This window comes from Nodosilinea sp. E11 (genome assembly GCF_032813545.1).
Lineage (GTDB): Bacteria > Cyanobacteriota > Cyanobacteriia > Phormidesmidales > Phormidesmidaceae > Nodosilinea.
Window position 1 is genome coordinate 523,421 of sequence record NZ_CP136520.1, and the last position, 17,491, is coordinate 540,911.

Genomic DNA, 17,491 nt, shown 5'->3' on the forward strand with positions numbered 1-17,491 from the left:
GGTGCCCGGAGGGCGGGGTGGGTTGCAGGGTTTGGGGAGACCCACCCCTACCCCTCCCAGGAGGGGATGATGGTCTTTTCTTGGTTGGTGAGGGCCGTAGGGTGCATTCGCGAAGCAATGCACCATTACTCTTGGGCCGAGGTGAATGGTGGGCAGTGCCCCCCTACGGGGTTGAGGTTGAGGGCAACGGCAAAGGGTGATGGTGGGCGGTGCCCACCCTACAGGAGGATTACCAGGTGTCGTCGTCGTCTTGGGGAATGAGGGGTGGGCGGGGTTCGGTGAGTTCCAGTTCGCGGCTGAGGCAGCCGACGACGTAGTTGCTCTCCAAAAAATGCACTGAGTAAATGTAGGCCCGTTGCAGGTAGGTGCCGAGGCCGACGATGTAGCCGATGTCGCCCTTCTTCGCCAGGTGAGCCCCCACCTCCTGGCCGGGGAAGGTGCCATCGTTGCGGATTAGCTTCAGCACTCGGACGCGATCGCCCATCTCAAACACAGGGGGGGAATCGATTTCGATCTCTTCAGAAAGGCGCATGGGAACTGGGGGGTGAAGGGTCGAGGGGTAGGGGCGCACTGCGGTGCGCCCCCAGGGGGAACCTAGCGAATCAGGTCAAAGGAGATGTCCGTCTTCGAAGGCACGATGGTCTTGCGATCGAGTTCTTCCAGAATGGTGTTCACAATCCAGTTGAACTGGTTGATCGCGCCCTGGTAGCCCAGGGTGGCGTAGCGGTGCATGTGGTGGCGATCGAAGATCGGGTAGCCAATCCGCACCAGGGGGGTGCCGGTGTCGCGCCACAGGTACTTGCCGTAGCTGTTGCCAATCAGCAGATCCACGGGCTCGGTGAACATCAGCGATCGCAGGTGCCACAGGTCCTTGCCGCCCCAGACGGTGCCGTTTTGGCCGTAGGGGCTGTTGGTCAGCAGCTCGCGGGCTTCGGCCTCAAACTCGTCGTTGCTGTTGGTGACCACAATGTGGGTGGGCTCCGCCCCCATCTCCAGCAGGAACTGGATCAGGCTCAGCACATGGTCGGGGTCGCCGTAGAGGGCGATCTTCTTGCCGTGGATCCAGGCTTGAGAGTCGGTCAGAGCATCCACCGCCCGGCCCCGCTCCTGCTGTAGTTCCAGCGGAATCGGCTTGCCGGTAATCGCCGACAGGGTCATCAAGAACTCATCGGTGCCCTTAATGCCAAAGGGCCGGAAATTGTAGGTCTTTTGCCCCCACTCCTTGGCGATGTACTCCTGGGTCTTGGGCGTCGTGTACTTCTGGAAGAACACCGTGCCCTCGGCGTTGATGCTGTCGGCGGTCTCAGCCAAAGTGGTGAGACCGTTGTACATCTTAAATTCGCCCGTGTTGGGAGAGTCAAAGGTGTCCGAGTTGTCTGACAGGACGGTGTAGTCGATGCCAAACAGGCCCAAGATCCGCTTCAGTTCGCGAATATTGCCGATGTAGGGGTCAAAACCCAGGTTGAAGTTGAACTTGCCGTTGGTGGTTTCCGACCTTTCGTCCTTGGTCAGGGTTTTGAGAATGCTTTTCAGCATGTTGTCGTAGCCGGTGATGTGGGAGCCCACAAAGCTAGGGGTGTGGGCCGCCGGCACCGGCAGGTCTTCGGGAATGTGCCCTTCATTCTTGGCGGTGGTAATGTACGCGCCAATGTCATCCCCAATCACCTCGGCCATACAGGTGGTGCAGAGGGCGATCATCTTGGGCTTGTAGAGGGTGTAGGAGTTTTCCAGACCCGACTTCAGGTTGCTGAGGCCGCCAAACACCGCCGCATCTTCAGTCATCGACGAGGACACCGCCTGGAAGGGCTCTTTGTAGTTACGGGTGAGGTGGCTGCGGAAGTAGGCCACGCAGCCCTGGGAACCATGACTGTAGGGCAGCGTATCTTCAAACCCGGCGGCCACAAATAGCGCCCCCAGAGGTTGGCAGGCTTTGGCGGGGTTAATGGTCAGGGCTTCGCGGGCAAAGTTCTTTTCCCGGTATTCCCAGCCTTTGGTCCATTCGGCGGTTTCGGCCACCAGGTCGCGGCTGTGGGCTCCTTCAAACTGGCGCTTGTACTCAAACAGGTCTTGATAGGGAGCGGTGTGGAACAGTTCAAAGTGGTCCTTGACCTGGCCCAGGTCTTCGCCCCCGCAGGAGGGGGTGGGGATGGTGTTGTCGAGATTGTCAGTCATGGTGCTCTCCTTGGGGGAGGGGAAGGGTGGATGGGGGGGAGGTAGGAGGGTGGATGAGTGGGAGGGTGGATGAGTGGGAGGGTGGATGAGTGGGAGGGTGGATCAACGTGACCCATCTATCCATCCACCCATCTACCCATCCACTCTTAAGCCCAAGGCGGGTTGATCAGCGCCCAGGTGGGGTTGTTGATCGCCATGTCCATATCGCGGGCGAAGACTTCAAAGCCGTCGTAGCCGTGGTAGGGGCCGGAGTAATCCCAGGAGTGCATCTGGCGGAAGGGAAGGGCCATTTTCTGGAAGACGTACTTCTCTTTGATGCCAGCGGCGATCAGGTCGGGCTTGAGTTCTTTGGCAAATTCCTCAAACTCGTAGCCGCTGATGTCGTCGTAGATGACGGTGCCTTCGTTGACGTATTCGGCGGTGCGTTTGTAGTCGTCGCCGTGGCCAAACTCGTAGCCGGTGCCGATCACATCCATGCCCAGGTCGGTAAAGGCGGGCACGACGTGGCGGGGGCGCAGGCCGCCGACCATCATCATCACCTTCTTGCCTTCTAGGCGGGCGCGATACTTGGCGGCGATCGCATCCATGCGCGGCTGGTACTTGGCAATCACCTCTTCAGCCTTGGCCTGAATGGTTTCGTCAAACTGGGCGGCAATCTTGCGCAGCGACTTGGCGATCTGGGTGGGGCCAAAGAAGTTGTACTCCAGCCAGCCAATGCCATACTTCTCTTCCATGAACCGGCAGATGTAGTTCATCGACCGATAGCAGTGGATCAAGTTGAGCTTAGCTAGCGGTGTCATCACCACTTCATTGAAGGTGCCATCCCCAGAGAACTGGCTGATCACCCGCAGACCGATTTCTTCTAGCAGCATGCGGCTGGGCCAGGCGTCCCCACCGATGTTGTAGTCCCCGATGATGTTGACATCGTAGGGGCCGGGCTCAAAGCCCTCGGGCAGTTTGCGGTACTCGTCGGCCTTGGGCAGTACCCAGTCGCGCACGGTGTCGTTGGCAATGTGGTGGCCCAGGGATTGGGACACGCCCCGGAACCCTTCGCAGCGCACCGGAATCACGGGCTTGCCGGTTTCCTTGGCCTTGGCCCGAGCGACGGCTTCAATGTCATCGCCGATCAGGCCCACCGGACATTCCGATTCAATGGTGGTGCCCTGGCTGAGGGGGAACAGTTCGCCCAGTTCGTCGATTAGTTTGGCCAACTTTTTGTCGCCGCCAAACACAATGTCGCGCTCCTGGAAGTCGGAGGTGAACTGCATGGTGCCGAAGGTATCGACCCCGGTGGTGCCAATGTAGTAGTTGCGGCGGCCCGACCAGGAGTAGTAGCCGCAGCCCACCGGACCGTGGCTGATGTGGATCATATCTTTGACCGGCCCCCAGACCACCCCTTTAGCGCCTGCGTAGGCACAACCACGGGTGGTCATTACACCGGGGACGGACTTTTTGTTGGACTTCACGCCGCAGTCGGCCTTTTCGGCTTCCTGCACGCTGATGTGCTTGGCCCGCAGTTTTTTGGCTTTGTCGGGGTAGGCCTCTAGCACCTCATCAATCAGTGCCTTTCTGTCTTCTACGGTAGTCATGGTGCCCTCTCGGGTAGGGGTGGATGGGTAGCGGTAGCGGGTAGGTGGGTGGATGGGTGGGTGGGTGAGTGAGTGAGTGGATGGGTAGATGGGTGGGAAGAGATCCCAGGGTTCTTCTGGGGTGAACCGGTAAATCTGGCTATTGGCCAAGAACCCTGGGATCTGATGCAACGGAACCTAAACCGTCGCCAGAGCCTTATCGGCCTCCAGCGCTTTCTGGTACTCTTCGTCGCCATCGAGGATGCCGAATTCGATCAACAGCTCCTCCAGCTCATCCATAGAGATGGGCGTGGGGATGGTGAGCTTTTTGTTGTTGATGATCTTGTCGGCCAGTTGGTTGTATTCCCCGGCTTGCTTGCTGTCGGGGGCGTACTCGTTCACCGTCATGCGGCGCAGTTCGGCGTGCTGCACGATGTTGTCGCGGGGGACAAAGTGAATCATCTGGGTGTTGAGTCGTCGGGCTAGTTCTTCGATTAGCTCAACTTCTTTGTCGGTATTGCGGCTATTGCAGATCAGGCCGCCCAGTCGCACACCGCCCGATTGGGCATACTTCAGAACGCCTCGGGCGATGTTATTGGCCGCATACATGGCCATCATTTCGCCGGAAACGACGATGTAGATTTCCTGGGCTTTGCCTTCCCGAATGGGCATAGCGAAACCGCCGCAAACTACGTCGCCCAGTACGTCGTAGGAGACGAAATCCAGGTCTTCGTAAGCGCCTTCTTCTTCGAGGAAGTTGATGGCGGTGATAATACCCCGACCGGCACAGCCGACGCCGGGCTCAGGACCGCCCGACTCAACGCACTTGACGCCGCGATAGCCGACTTGCAGCACCTGCTCAAGTTCCACATCTTCAACGGCACCGAGTTCGGCGGCCAGTTGCAGCACCGAGGTTTGGGCCTTGCTGTGCAGCATCAGGCGGGTGGAGTCAGCCTTGGGGTCGCAACCCACAATCATGATCCGCTGGCCTTTTTCGGCCATAGCGGCCAGGGTGTTTTGCGAGGTGGTGGATTTGCCAATGCCGCCTTTTCCGTAAAATGCAATCTGTCTCATGGGGATGGTCTCCTAGGTTTGGAATTCGGGTTGAGTGGACACGGAACGTTGAAAACTCGGAGCAGGCAAGGGCCTGGGGGGAAGGCCGGGGGGTCGCGTCCGGCGTGGGGGAGGGAGGGGTGCATGGGGGATGGGGGTGAAGGGTGAAGGGTGAAGGGTGAAGGGTGAAGGGTGGATGGGTGGATGGGTGGATGGGTGGATGAGTGGATGGGTGGATGAGTAGGGTGTGGATGGGGGTTGTCCGGTTCCCCTCTTGGGAGGGGCTAGGGGTGGGTCTGAGAGAATTTGGGATTGGCGATTTCGGATTTTGGAGAGGACCCGTAGGGTGCATTCGCGAAGCAATGCACCACTGGAGAAGCTGGAATTAGATCGCCTCGACGGTGAGCGTCGGTAACACCAGCCGTTGCAGCTTGGCCTCGATCGCATACTTCAACGTCTCGGTACTGCTGGCGCAGGAGCCGCAGGCCCCGTAGAGCTTGACCAAAACGCGATCGCCCTGAACGTCGTGTAGACTCACATCGCCGCCGTCGGCAATCAACACCGGGCGCACCTCCTCCTCGATCACCTGCTGGATGCGCATGATTTTTTCCAGGTTGGTGAGGGGGGTAGGGGAGTGGGCGGGTGGATGGGTGGATGGGCGGATGGGTGGTTGGGTGCTCTGTTCCTTGGCGACGGCCAGTGCGGCGGCGCGGACGGTTTCGGCGGACTGTTGGGCATCTAAAATCAGGTCTTCGATGTTGGCTAGGCAAGAGCCGCAGCCGCCCCCAGCCTTCACGTAGTTGGTGACTTGTTCCACGGTGCTCAGGTCGTTTTCGGCGATCGCCCGCCTAATCTTCGTCTCGGTGATGCCGTAGCAGGCGCAGACCAGGGTGCCTTCATCGTCCTCATGGTGCTCGATTTCAATGCCGCGATACTTATAGATCGCTGCCTCCAGCGCTTCCTGGCCCATCACCGAGCAGTGCATTTTCGCCTCCGGCAGACCGCCCAAGAAATCGGCGATGTCCTGGTTGGTGATGTGCAGCGCCTGGTCGAGGGTGCGGCCTTTGATGATTTCGGTCAGGGCAGAGGAGGAGGCGATCGCACTCGTACAGCCAAAGGTCTGAAACCGCGCATCCAAAATGCTGTCGGTGGAGGGCTGAATCTTCAGGTGCAGCCGCAGGGCGTCGCCGCAGGCAATGCTGCCCACTTCGCCGTAGACCACCGCCACATCGGGCTCAGCCGAGTCAGCGATCGCACCCTGGTTGATCGGGTTATAGAAGAGTTCGAGTACCTTTTCGGAGTAGTCCCACATGGCGGTTTCGGGGGTGAGGGGTGGAAGGGTAGGGGGTTAAGGGTGAAGGGTGAGGGGTGAGGGGTGAGGGGTGGGTGAAGAGTGAAGGGTGAAGGGTGAAGGGTGGATGATCAGACTTCTTCACGTCTTCACGTCTTCACTTCCTCACGTCGCCAAAGCGACATCTCGCTCCTGCAACCACTCCGCCTGATCGTTGTTAAAGGGCGACAGGGCGCGGAGCCGTTCCACAATCTCGGGCATGACGGTGAGCACCTGGCGGATTTCGGCTTCGGTGGTGTAGCGGGAGAGGCTAAAGCGAATCGAGCCGTGGAGGATGGTGTAGGGCAGGCCCATGGCGGTGAGGACGTGGGAGGGGTCGAGGCTGCCGGAGGTGCAGGCGGAACCGGAGGAGGCGCAGATGCCCTCGCGGTTGAGCATGAACAGAATCGCCTCGCCCTCGATGTACTTAAAACCGATGTTGGTGGTGTTGGGCAGGCGGGGGGCACCGCCGCCGTTGACCACGGTGTCGGGGATGGTGGCGAGAATGCCGTATTCCAGCAGGTCTCGTAGCTCGGCCTCGCGTTTGGTGTGGGCCAGGTGGGTTTGGGCCAGTTCGGCGGCTTTGCCTAGGGCCACGATCGCAGGCACATTGTGGGTACCGGCCCGGCGACCCCGCTCCTGATGGCCTCCCAGCAGGAAGGGCCGAAAGCGGAAGCCTTTGCGGACGTACAGCACCCCGATGCCCTTGGGGGCGTGGAGCTTGTGGCCCGAGAGGGTGAGCAGGTCGATGGTGCTGGTGGCCAAGTTAATGGGCACTTTGCCCACTGCCTGGACGGCATCGACGTGGAAGGTAGCACCATAGGCTTTGGCAATTTCCCCAATCTGCTCCACCGGAAAAATTACCCCGGTTTCGTTGTTGGCATACATGGTGGTGACCAGGGCGGTGCCGCCGGTCATGGTTGCCTCTAGCTCCATCAGATCCAGCTCGCCGCGCTCATCTACCGAGAGGTAGGTGACGGTGTAGCCCCGCTTCTCCAGGTGCTTGCATACCGCCAGAATGGCCGCGTGCTCCACCGCCGTGGTGACAATGTGGCGCTTCTCCGGCTGGGCCGCCAGGGCCGCATGAATAGCGGTGTTGTTGCCCTCACTGCCGCAGCTGTTGAAGATAATCTCCGTCGGTTCTGCACCCAGCAGGGTCGCAACTTGTTCGCGGGCAGTCTCAATCACCGCCCCCACCTGGCCGCCAAAGCTGTGCATCGACGAGGGGTTACCGTACAGCTCGCTCAGGTAGGGCAGCATCGCCGCCAAGACCTCGGGGTCGGTGCGGGTGGTGGCGTTGTTGTCGAGATAGGTGACCATGGCGGGTGGGGGAGTGAAGGGTGAAGGGTGAAGGGGTGGATGGGTGGAGCCGTAGGGTGCATTCGCGAAGCAATGCACCATCAAGCCTTGTCGCGAAGCAATGCACCATTACGCTGTCGTCGCCTGCAATCGCTGCACAGCCTGGGCATAGCCATCGAACCAGGTGCGCCAATAGCCCGACTGCGGCGCGCCCTGGAGCCTCGCCACCATGCGGGTGTAGGTGGCAAACCACGACTCCCAGTAGTCCCCCATCGCCTCCGAGGAGGAGGTGAGCGACACCGCCGCTACCCCACTGGTCAGGGGCACACAGCCCTCATTGGTGGGGCAGGTGGCCCAGCACTGGGGCACCCCGTAGGAGCCCTGGCACTGGTTGCAGCGATCGATCGCAATCCAGAAAGCCGTACCATCGGTCTGAATCGCCCCGGTTGGGCAGGCTGAGAGGCAACGCTGACAACCGATACAGCTTTGAGTGATGGAGTAGGGCATGGGAGGAGCCTCTGGGAAGTGGGGAGTGGGGAGTGGGGAGTGGATGGGTGGATGGGTGGATGGGTGGATGGGTGGATGGGTGGATGGGTGGATGGGTGGATGGGTGGATGGGTGGATGGGGTAAAGGGTGAAGAGGTGAAGGGTAAAGAGGAGGGGTGGTGGGGTGGTGGGTGGTGGGGAGAAACTGTCTTCTCACACTTCACCCTTCACTTCTTCACCTCTTCACCTCTTCACTTCCTCACCGCTTCAGCACATGCTCGTCGTAGAACCTGCGAGCCACGGTCTCAATCACGTCGTAGTCTTCCATGACCACCAACCCAGCTTCCTGCAATCGCTTGCTGGGGCAGGGGCCAACCTTAGACGCCAGCACCGCTTTGCAATCGGCAATGGTGTCGATGATGCCGGTGAGCATCGCCTCTTCGCCGTAGCCGCCCTGGCAGTAGTCAGCGACTTTGCGGTGGCTGATGAACTTGGCCCCGGCGGCGTCCACTTCGTAAATCATGAATTCCTTGGCGTGGCCGAAGTGTTGGTTCACGATGCCACCGCCCTTGGTGGCCACAGCAACTAGAACCTTGGGCGAATCCTCCGACAGGCTGCCGGGAATGCGGGCGGCGGATTCCTTCTTGGCTTCAACGGCAGCCTTGGCCTGCTCAATGCTGATGTGGACGGCCTGGCGGGTTTCCAGGCTGTAGTCCACGGGCATTTCCATGAACTTTTCTTTGGTAAACTCCTGGCTGCGGTCTTCGCCCAGCAGGCCCACGGCGTCGGCGCGGCACTGGCGGCAGTGGCGCATCAGCTTCAGGTTGCCAGCGCAGTTGTCCTGCACCTGCTTCAGTTCCTTGGGCTTAGGGCCACGCTGCCCATTCAGGCCAAAGTAGGTGCCGTGCTCCGGGGCCGAAATCAGCGGCATAATGTTGTGCAAAAATGCGCCCCGCTCCCGAATGGCGGCATTCACCTCGGGCATGTGCTCGTCGTTGATGCCGGGAATGAGTACCGAATTGACCTTGCAGAGAATGTCGGCATCCTGAAGGGCTTTTAACCCCTCCATCTGCCGCTCGTGGAGGATGCGTACCCCCTCAATGCCCCGGTAGCGCTTGCGGCGGTAGTGCACCCAGGGGTAAATCTTCTCGCCGATCGCCGGGTCAACCATATTAATAGTGATCGTGACGTGGTCCACATTCAGGGCTTTGATGCGATCGACATAGTCCGGCAGCATCAGACCGTTGGTGGAAAGGCAGAGCTTGATATCGGGAGCCTGCTCGGCAATTAGCTCAAAGGTGCGGAAGGTTTTTTCGGGGTTGGCCAGGGGGTCGCCCGGGCCAGCGATGCCCAGCACCGTCATTTGAGGAATTTTGCCTGCGACCACCAATACTTTGTGAGCGGCTTCTTCGGGGGTGAGCAGCTCGCTGACTACACCAGGGCGGCTTTCGTTGGCGCAGTCGTACTTGCGGTTGCAGTAGTTGCACTGGATGTTGCAGGCGGGAGCCACCGCCACGTGCATGCGGGCATAGTGGTGGTGGGCCTCTTCGCTATAGCAGGGGTGCTTGTCGATGCGGGCCTGCATGCTCTCGCTGAGGGCGGTGTCGGTTTTGGTGGTGCAGCCCGTGGTGGTCGTGCTACAGCCGCCGCCCGCCGGTTTGACCAGGGTTTTGGTTTTGGTCAGGGTAATGTCCAGATCGGGCGTCGCGGTGGGCGCGGAGGTCAGGGCAGAATCGGGCGGTGGCGTCATGGGTTTGGGGAGGTAGGGGTGGGCGGGCGGGTGGCGGCGGGTAGGGTGGGCACTGCCCACCAACCAATCAGGCTTGAAACATAGAACCTGGGCCTAGAACCTGGACGTTCCGCCGCTGGCCGATGGGTGGCCCCCATATCAGGGGAGCGGAACCCATCGGTCAGTGCACCTCGTTGTCTCTGCCCGGCGATTTCCCTGGGTGGGTGGTGTGGGTGAAATCGCTGGGGCGTTCGATCGCAGGTTGGGGGTTTTCAGAGGGCAAAGCGTCGAGATAAATGGCTTTAACCAAGCCGGGGTGGACGTTGCTATCTGGAGGGAACCCTTGATTTAGCGAGCGAGTAACGCTGGGGTGCTCGGCGTTGAAAGAGTTATAGCAACGGGGTAACCGCCCCCAGAGAGGGGGTGCCCGATAGGATTTATTGAATGATTAGCGCTGTACTCAAAGGCTGAACCCCTTGAGGTGGCGGAGTTCAATCTTTTTTTAAAGTTTGGGGACGAGTATTTTACCCATCCTGCCCTGGTATTTTTTTGGTTCGTGCCGGTATTTCTGCACTCAGTCCAAAGGCTTTACAGACAAGGGTTAAAGCCTAAATAAACCCAAAACAGAGAGGCTTTTTTGAGTACTCAATCAGGCTATTTTTGCAAAGCTCGTTACAGATTAAAGGATGGTTTTAAAAAAGTAAATTTTGAGTTTGTATCCATTCTTTCTCTATTAAATAGAGAACAGTATCGAGCTTAACAGTTCTAATGTTAAGCAACGTAAACGGTCTTTGTCTGGAGTGAGCAGTGTCTGCCACCAGCCGCGACTGAGACCAAATTCTATTGGTATATCCCCTGGTCTGTCGTAGGGGCATTGCATGCAATCCCCTACGAAGTATCGGTTTCCAATTGGATTCAGTCAGTCGGATTGGATATGAGGCAAGCCTTGGAAACCCTTTGAGCTAAATCTGCGACTGGTTTGATCTGAATTCTTCATTCTCCTTAGTCAACCCTTGGGGGGCAGACCAGAGGCCTATCCCACAGTTGGTTAAGCCTTCGAGATTGGGAGCCTTTGGAGAAATTCTTGTGGGATAGCCATGCCGACTATCCAGCTGCCGCTAAGCTACGCCTGAGCAACGGAGGAGGTTAAGAGGACAGAGCGCATTTGTAGGGCGATCGCATCACCCATGCATCTCAACCCTGCCCTGGCGGCAAATTGTTAAGGATTGCCGAATTAAATAGAGAAGGTTTTGCCAAGTCTGCTACAGTTTCTAGAATGAAAACGTGGATTAAACCCTGGGATAACCGTACTCTGAGTGCAAAATTCCAACGAATTCCCCAGTCTTAAAAACTGAGTAAACGCCTGATGCGGTAAGGCATTTGCCTTGAGTGCACAATACTCAGCCCTGGCTGTAAAAATACTCATTCCCAAGTTCAAAAATACTCGTCCCCTGGCCCTACACAAACTTCAAAAGCTACGTTCTCTAGGGATTGAGCGATTGAGTACAGCGCTAATAGTTTTAGTAAGTTTGGATAGGGCGGGCCGGCGCAGACCACATTTTGACCATTGCTATAAGCAGAGAAACAACCGCCCCTCCGAGCCATGTTTCTCCCCCTGTCTCGCTTCTCTACCCGGTTTTCTGTCGATGTCGCCGCCCTGCGGCAACGTCTGCCTCTGCTGGAGGCTCTGCTCGATGACTACGCCATCATTTTTGAGCGCGACCCGGCGGCAACCCACTGGCTGGAGGTGCTGTGCTGTTATCCCGGTCTGCACGCGCTGGCGGCCCATCGCCTGGCCCACGGGTTGCGCGATCGCGGCATCCCCTTCTTACCCCGGCTCATCGCCCACCTCAGCCGCTTTTTCACTGGCATTGACATTCACCCCGGCGCCCACCTTGGCCGGGGTGTCTTTATAGACCACGGCCTGGGTGTGGTGATTGGTGAAACCGCGATTGTCGGTGACTACTGTCTGATCTATCAAGGCGTCACCCTGGGCGGCACCGGCAAAGAAACCGGCCAGCGTCACCCTATTGTCGGCCACCACGTGGTGCTTGGGGCTGGGGCTACGGTCTTAGGCCGCATTACCATCGGCGACTACGCCCGCGTTGGGGCCGGGGCTGTGGTACTGCGCCCGGTGCCCGCCCACTGCACCGCCGTGGGGGTGCCCAGCCGCAACGTGTGCCGCTGCAACACCCAAACCGCGCCCCTAGAGCACAGCCAACTGCCCGATGTCACCGCCGCCACCCTGCGATCGCTGCTCGATCGCATCGAAGCCCTCGAAACTCAGCTGAGCGATCTCAAACAGTCCCCCACCCACCCATACCTACTGGAGCTAGTGCCATGAATCAGTCCCCTACCGTACCCAGCTGGGGGCAGACGGTGTCAGTCCGGCGGTGCGATCGCTGGTCGATCCACCACCGTCTGCAAGAGCTGAATATCCCCTGCGCCTGCCCCGCCGACGGCACCCTGCGCGTCGACGTCAACCACGCTTTGGCGCTGCTGCTAGTCCGCAGCGCCGTACGCCAGTTTTCTACCTCCCGCCAGGAAGGCATCGATTGGCTAGAGCGGTGTTGGCAAACCCAAGTGACCTGTGTTGCGAATTCATGAATTGGGTTTCAGGTTTCAGGTTCTGGGTTTCAGGTTTCAGGTTTTGGGTTTCAGGTTTCAGGTTCTAAATACCCAATACCCGATACCCGACACCTAACACCCGACACCCATCCACCCCCTCACTCATCCACCCATCCACCCCTACCGGAGTCCTCCCATGTCCACTACCCCAGCTACGACCGCAACCCTCGTCCGCGCCTTTGGCGAGGTTGGCCCCAACCCTGTTGGCTTTGAGCTTGATGTCACCGCCGCCATTTGCGAAGGGCTGAATCTGGCCTACGCCAGCTTTCAGGCTCTCTATTTTCAATATCAAAAGCAGCACTTTGTCGTAGAAGGCGCTGAATTTTACTCGGTGCACGAGTTCTTTCAGGAGAGCTATAGTACCGCCCAGAGCAATGCCCACGACCTGGCCGAACGGCTCAACGGTCTCGGCGGCATTCCCGCTGGCACCTTCGCCACTCTGGCCGATCTGTGCTGCTTTACCCCTGAGCCCGATGGGGCCTACACCTGCCGCCAAATGCTCGAAAACGATCTGGCCGCCGAGCTAGCGGTGATTGCCCTGCTGCGTCGCCTTTCGGCCCAGGCCGAGAGTTTGGGCGATCGCGCCACCCGCTACCTCTACGACGAAATTCTGCTCAAAACCGAAGATCGTACCTTCCATGTCGATCACTTTCTCACCCACGACAGTTTGACGCTGGCGTTTGTGGATGGGTGAAGGGTAGTCGGGTAGGGGGTAGACGGGTGGATGGGGCATGTTGCTCTCATCCACTCTCCCACCCATCCACTCTCCCACTCTCCCACCCATCCACTCTCCCACCCTCCCTCCCATCCACCCTCCCACCATGATCTACATCAACGACACCACCCTTCGCGACGGCGAACAGGCCGCTGGCGTTGCCTTTGGCCTTGAAGAAAAGGTTGCCATTGCCAAGTTTCTCGATGCTATCGGCGTCCAGGAGCTAGAGGTGGGCATTCCCGCCATGGGGCAAGACGAGGCCAGAGCGATTCGCGCGATCGCAGACCTCGGCCTTAACGCCCACCTGCTGGGCTGGAGCCGGGCCGTCTTGTCAGACATTCAAGCTTCGATCCACTGTGGTCTGAAGCGGGTGCACATCTCTATCCCGGTGTCTGAAATCCAGATTCAGGTGAAGTTTCAGGGCCGCTGGCTGGCCGCTCTGGAACAACTGCGCGACGCCATTTCCTTTGCCCGCGACCACGGGCTGGCGGTGAGCGTCGGGGGCGAAGACAGCTCCCGCGCCGACGACAGCTTTTTGATCGACGCCGCCCAGTATGCCCAGGAGTGGGGGGCCTTTCGGTTTCGCTTTTGCGACACCGTTGGCATTCTCGACCCCTTTGCCACCTACGACAAAGTACAAAAGCTGGTCAACGCCCTAGACATTCCGGTGGAAATGCACACCCACAACGACCTGGGCCTAGCTACCGCCAACGCCCTGGCTGGGGTGCGGGCCGGGGCCACCTCGGTCAACACCACAGTGAATGGGCTGGGCGAACGGGCCGGCAATGCCGCTCTCGAAGAAGTGGTCATGGCGATGAAACACCTCTATGGCCTCAAAACCGGTCTCAAAACCCAGCACTTTTTAGAACTCTCCCGTTTTGTGGCCAAAACCGTCAACTGCGCGGTGCCACCCTGGAAGGCGATCGTGGGCGACAACACCTTTGCCCACGAGTCGGGCATCCACGCCCACGGCGTGCTGCACAACCCCGCCACTTACGAGCCCTTCGACCCCAGCGAAGTCGGTCGCCAGCGCAGTTTAGTCGTCGGCAAACACTCCGGTCGCCACCTGATCAACCGAGTGCTCTCTACCCAGGGCATTCACCTCGATGCCGATCGCAGCCAGTCAGTCCTCGATAGCGTGCGCGATCGCGCCGTCTCCTTAAAACGCAGCCTCACCATCGATGAGCTACTCAGCGTCGTCGCTTCGCACGGGTAGATAGGTGGATGGGTGGATGAGATATTTACCCACTCTCCTTCAACCTCAAACCTTCAACCTTCAACCCCAAACCTTCAACCTTCAACCTCAAACCTTCAACCTCAAACCTCAAACCTTCAACCTTCAACCCCAATGAAAGTAATGCTCCGCACCAATGCCGCCGGTAAGCTCCTGGTTTACGTGGCCAAAAAAGACCTCGAAGAAGAAGTTGTGTCTCAAACGACGGGTGACAACGCCCAGATATTCACTCTGTCGAACGGATGGGAACTCTCGATTACTGGCCTCAGCGACCCGATCAAAACGCCCCAGACCGTTGACGCTAGAAAGTTGAACTGAATGCCCGCCAAGACCCCTGGGTTCTTCTGGGCAATGCATAAGCTAACTCGCTACCCATTCAAGAACCCTGGGGTCTCTCTCCATCCAAGAACCCTGGGGTCTCTCTCCGTCACCATCCCACCATTTCACCATCCCACCACCCCACCACCCCACCGCCCCACCGCCTAAAGGAGATTCCCCATGTCCGACACCACCTCACTGCCCCCCTGGATGTTTAACCTGGATGGCACCTTTTTGGGCTTCGTTGAAGCCGACCCGATCAAAGTCAAAACTATTTGCCTGGAGGTCGATGGCGAAGTGCTGGCGATTAAATTGCGCAAAGAAGTGCGGGCTTTGCTGCGATCGCGGCTGCAACCCGGCGACTACCTACGCTGCATTGGCCGTAGCGAACTCGATGGCGACATCATCAAGCTCAAGGCCTATCAAGTGTTTACCCTGCTGCCGCCATTACCCAAAACCTGCACCCTGCCCAGCCCGGTGACCCCGTCAACCCAGCAAAGCGCCACCCAGCCTGCCAGAACGCTCAAAATTCGCATGTGCCGCAAGTCAGGTTGCCAAAAGCGGGGCGGCAAACAACTCGCCGAAGCCCTAGGTCAGGCCCTGCGCGATCGCAATCTGCACACCCAGGTCGAAATTCAGTACACCGGCTGCCAAAAACACTGCTCTGAGGCCCCCACCTTTACCGTTGACCCAGGGCACCACCGCTACAGCCGGGTGCAGCCCTCACGGCTACCCGCGATTCTCGATCGCCACTTTACCCCCACCAAGCCCAATTCACGGTAGTCGAGTTTTGGGTTTACGGTTTACGACCAACCTGACACCTTGAACCCCAAACCTTCCCTTCAAACCCATCAAAATCAAAGCCGTTCTCTACCCCACTAACGTGACGACGCAGAGAAGAAGACATGTACTTTATTGAACGATTAATACGACTTTGAAATGAGGTCAAAAAACCATCAACATAGGCGGCTGAATACCGTAATACTAACCACCAATTCTCGGGCGGAAAAGTCCAGCCTGAACCTATTCTGGGCGATTAAAAAGAAATGATTAAACCGTATCCAGAGGCATAAAATCTGGTAGATTCGGTTGCTATTTCTGGTAGGGTCAATTGCTCAAAAGGGGGTTGATTATGGCTTATACCGTCAAAGAAGGCTGCATCGCCTGCGATAGCTGCCGCCCAGAGTGCCCCAACGATGCCATTAAGACTGCTGCCGATGGCTACTGGATCGACCCTACCCTGTGCGATCGCTGTGAAGATCTAGCCGTGCCCCGCTGTGTCGAGGCCTGCACCATTGGCTCTCTAGCCCCACTCAAACCCAAAAAAGGCCGTAACAAAAGCACCCTACTACCCGCCGCCATTCCCAGCATTTTTCTCAACGGCAAAACTACCCCCTTCGCCTCATCAATGGTGGTGTGGGAGGCCTGTAACATTTTGGCTCAGCGCCAGTCGCTGCCTTGGCAGGGCGATCGCGATCATCACCTCTACTACCAGCGAGACATCCATCGGGGGCAAGGCAGCATGGCGTTTCGCCTCGCCGCCAACCCCGAAGACCCAGCTTCGCCTCCGCTCGACTCCGAGCAGGGCTTGGCCGCTTTAGCCCAGTTTGACCTACGGGCCGCCTGTCTCCACCTGATCTTTGCCGCCTACGCCACCACCACCGACAGCCCCTGGGCAGAGCCCTTTGTGCTCAATGACCAGCACATTGAGCAATACCTGGGCCTCACGAAGCGCAAAGACCTGACTAAGCTCGAAAAGCTTACCCTGATCAAAACCCTGGTCTACCAGGTGTGTCAGCTACGGGTCAGCCTCGACTGGCCGCGTCAGGGCAAGGTCCAGGGGTTTGCTCTCCCCGAACACGCAGTTTGGCAGTTGCACCACACCCAGTACTACTTTGAGACCGACGCCGAAGGGTGCCGCCACCTCATTGGGCTAAGCTTTACCCTTCAGCCTGGCATTTGGGCCAAGCACTTTCTCAACCGGCAAGACTATCGCAAGCAAACCGCCTTTTACCAGTACGGCACCCTGCCCCAGAGCCTGCTCACCGAGGTGATGGGCAGTTGGCAGCAGCACGAAGGGGCAATGCGACTGCTGCTGTGGCTGGTGTTTAAGCTGCGCCTGGGCACCGACCACCGCATGACCGTGCGCACCCTGCTGCGCATTGCCTACGGCGAAGATCGGCTGACCGCTGCCATTACTGTGCGCGGTGCCCACAAGCGACTGCTCAAAACCTTTGAAAACGACCTGGAGGCCCTCTACCACTACGGCCTCAAACCCCGCTTTGACCCCGAAACCTATGGTCCCGACATTCAGCCACTGTGGGCCAGGGTGGCCGAAATTCCTGACGATGCCGATGCCGCCCTCGACTTTTGGGCTGACGATGCCAACCGCGACCTCAGCCTTACCGATCGCGCCCCCCGCGACAAGTGGCAGCGCCTGCTCAACGCCCGCCTGCTGGGATTTGAGCTATCGGAAGACTGGCAGCAGAGCGTGCGCAAACCTAAAGCCAAACGCCGCCGCCAGCCCAAGCCCGAACCTACCACCGACCGCCTCTCCAGCAGCGCCATCAAGGCGGCCCGTCAGCAGCTTAACCTCAGCCAGCGGGCACTGGCCCAGCGGCTGGGCAAAAGCCAAAGCTGGATTCGCGATGTAGAAAACGGTCGCTTTAGCATTGGCCCCAGCGATCGCGCCCTGCTGCGACAAACCCTGGGCCTCAGCTAGCAGACCAATCTGGCAGTGAGGCGAGGCGGCAGCCTCTTAAAGGTTGATATAGCTGTAGCCAGGTCGGTTAAGACATTTCCTCTAAAAACGTTTGAACGTTCGAACGTTTCTAGGGTTCTGGATGTCCTAACCCAGGTGACTATAGCTATACCTGGTCAAAGCCGACTTATACCGAATCCTAACTGAATCCTCCGATTCGTAGGGGCATAGCATACTGCGCCCCTACGGGGTTCCTGA

General features: G+C 58.7%; 15 protein-coding genes. 7 read left to right on the forward strand and 8 right to left on the reverse strand.

From position 1 onward, the window contains the following. Window positions 1–229 precede the first annotated feature (229 nt). The 8 genes from RRF56_RS04870 to nifB form a co-directional block, all read right to left on the reverse strand. Window positions 230–532: a nitrogen fixation protein NifZ gene (locus tag RRF56_RS04870; RefSeq protein WP_317036504.1), complete on the reverse strand. Its 303-nt coding sequence runs from the start codon at window positions 530–532 to the stop codon at window positions 230–232. Window positions 533–594: 62 nt separating this feature from the next. After that, entirely contained in the window at window positions 595–2,172 is a 1,578-nt protein-coding gene (gene nifK / locus RRF56_RS04875; protein WP_317036505.1) for a nitrogenase molybdenum-iron protein subunit beta, read from the reverse strand. Between the two features lie 146 nt (window positions 2,173–2,318). After that, window positions 2,319–3,761 (reverse strand): nitrogenase molybdenum-iron protein alpha chain, encoded by a 1,443-nt coding sequence (nifD, locus tag RRF56_RS04880; protein WP_317036506.1) that lies wholly within the window; start codon window positions 3,759–3,761, stop codon window positions 2,319–2,321. Window positions 3,762–3,938: 177 nt separating this feature from the next. Further along, window positions 3,939–4,814 carry a nitrogenase iron protein gene (nifH, locus tag RRF56_RS04885; protein ID WP_317036507.1) on the reverse strand — a complete coding sequence of 292 codons (876 nt, stop codon included), beginning with the start codon at window positions 4,812–4,814 and terminating at the stop codon, window positions 3,939–3,941. A gap of 364 nt (window positions 4,815–5,178) precedes the next feature. Beyond that, entirely contained in the window at window positions 5,179–6,105 is a 927-nt protein-coding gene (gene nifU / locus RRF56_RS04890; RefSeq protein WP_317036508.1) for a Fe-S cluster assembly protein NifU, read from the reverse strand. 144 nt (window positions 6,106–6,249) lie between these two features. Next, complete coding sequence (gene nifS, locus RRF56_RS04895; RefSeq protein WP_317036509.1) at window positions 6,250–7,443, reverse strand: cysteine desulfurase NifS; 1,194 nt, start codon at window positions 7,441–7,443, stop codon at window positions 6,250–6,252. Window positions 7,444–7,551: 108 nt separating this feature from the next. Beyond that, complete coding sequence (locus tag RRF56_RS04900; RefSeq protein WP_317036510.1) at window positions 7,552–7,929, reverse strand: 4Fe-4S binding protein; 378 nt, start codon at window positions 7,927–7,929, stop codon at window positions 7,552–7,554. 238 nt (window positions 7,930–8,167) lie between these two features. Further along, complete coding sequence (gene nifB, locus RRF56_RS04905) at window positions 8,168–9,658, reverse strand: nitrogenase cofactor biosynthesis protein NifB (protein WP_317036511.1); 1,491 nt, start codon at window positions 9,656–9,658, stop codon at window positions 8,168–8,170. Window positions 9,659–11,240: 1,582 nt separating this feature from the next. On the opposite strand from nifB, the gene cysE reads away from it, so the two are divergent. The 7 genes from cysE (at window position 11,241) to RRF56_RS04940 (ending at window position 17,254) form a co-directional block, all read left to right on the forward strand. Then, window positions 11,241–11,981: a serine O-acetyltransferase gene (gene cysE / locus RRF56_RS04910; protein WP_317036512.1), complete on the forward strand. Its 741-nt coding sequence runs from the start codon at window positions 11,241–11,243 to the stop codon at window positions 11,979–11,981. Beyond that, a complete protein-coding gene (locus RRF56_RS04915; RefSeq protein ID WP_317036513.1) occupies window positions 11,978–12,244 on the forward strand; it encodes an Asr1405/Asl0597 family protein in 267 nt (88 codons plus the stop codon). Before cysE ends, RRF56_RS04915 begins: the two co-directional genes overlap by 4 nt. Window positions 12,245–12,401: 157 nt before the next feature. Beyond that, window positions 12,402–12,959: a Dps family protein gene (locus RRF56_RS04920; RefSeq protein WP_317036514.1), complete on the forward strand. Its 558-nt coding sequence runs from the start codon at window positions 12,402–12,404 to the stop codon at window positions 12,957–12,959. A 127-nt stretch (window positions 12,960–13,086) separates the two neighbouring features. Then, on the forward strand, window positions 13,087–14,196 hold the full coding sequence (gene nifV / locus RRF56_RS04925; protein WP_317036515.1) for a homocitrate synthase: 1,110 nt from the start codon (window positions 13,087–13,089) through the stop codon (window positions 14,194–14,196). Between the two features lie 132 nt (window positions 14,197–14,328). Continuing rightward, on the forward strand, window positions 14,329–14,532 hold the full coding sequence (nifT, locus tag RRF56_RS04930) for a putative nitrogen fixation protein NifT (protein ID WP_317036516.1): 204 nt from the start codon (window positions 14,329–14,331) through the stop codon (window positions 14,530–14,532). 180 nt (window positions 14,533–14,712) lie between these two features. Continuing rightward, window positions 14,713–15,315, forward strand: a complete 603-nt coding sequence (locus tag RRF56_RS04935) for a (2Fe-2S) ferredoxin domain-containing protein (protein WP_317036517.1) — start codon at window positions 14,713–14,715, stop codon at window positions 15,313–15,315. A 349-nt stretch (window positions 15,316–15,664) separates the two neighbouring features. After that, a complete protein-coding gene (locus RRF56_RS04940) occupies window positions 15,665–17,254 on the forward strand; it encodes a helix-turn-helix domain-containing protein (protein WP_317036518.1) in 1,590 nt (529 codons plus the stop codon). Window positions 17,255–17,491: the final 237 nt, after the last annotated feature.

Coding starts and splice junctions, on each gene's coding strand:
- RRF56_RS04870 (WP_317036504.1), bottom strand. CDS start 532: ATGCGCCTTTCTGAAGAGATCGAAATCGATTCCCCCCCTGTGTTTGAG.
- nifK (WP_317036505.1), bottom strand. CDS start 2,172: ATGACTGACAATCTCGACAACACCATCCCCACCCCCTCCTGCGGGGGC.
- nifD (WP_317036506.1), bottom strand. CDS start 3,761: ATGACTACCGTAGAAGACAGAAAGGCACTGATTGATGAGGTGCTAGAG.
- nifH (WP_317036507.1), bottom strand. CDS start 4,814: ATGAGACAGATTGCATTTTACGGAAAAGGCGGCATTGGCAAATCCACC.
- nifU (WP_317036508.1), bottom strand. CDS start 6,105: ATGTGGGACTACTCCGAAAAGGTACTCGAACTCTTCTATAACCCGATC.
- nifS (WP_317036509.1), bottom strand. CDS start 7,443: ATGGTCACCTATCTCGACAACAACGCCACCACCCGCACCGACCCCGAG.
- RRF56_RS04900 (WP_317036510.1), bottom strand. CDS start 7,929: ATGCCCTACTCCATCACTCAAAGCTGTATCGGTTGTCAGCGTTGCCTC.
- nifB (WP_317036511.1), bottom strand. CDS start 9,658: ATGACGCCACCGCCCGATTCTGCCCTGACCTCCGCGCCCACCGCGACG.
- cysE (WP_317036512.1), top strand. CDS start 11,241: ATGTTTCTCCCCCTGTCTCGCTTCTCTACCCGGTTTTCTGTCGATGTC.
- RRF56_RS04915 (WP_317036513.1), top strand. CDS start 11,978: ATGAATCAGTCCCCTACCGTACCCAGCTGGGGGCAGACGGTGTCAGTC.
- RRF56_RS04920 (WP_317036514.1), top strand. CDS start 12,402: ATGTCCACTACCCCAGCTACGACCGCAACCCTCGTCCGCGCCTTTGGC.
- nifV (WP_317036515.1), top strand. CDS start 13,087: ATGATCTACATCAACGACACCACCCTTCGCGACGGCGAACAGGCCGCT.
- nifT (WP_317036516.1), top strand. CDS start 14,329: ATGAAAGTAATGCTCCGCACCAATGCCGCCGGTAAGCTCCTGGTTTAC.
- RRF56_RS04935 (WP_317036517.1), top strand. CDS start 14,713: ATGTCCGACACCACCTCACTGCCCCCCTGGATGTTTAACCTGGATGGC.
- RRF56_RS04940 (WP_317036518.1), top strand. CDS start 15,665: ATGGCTTATACCGTCAAAGAAGGCTGCATCGCCTGCGATAGCTGCCGC.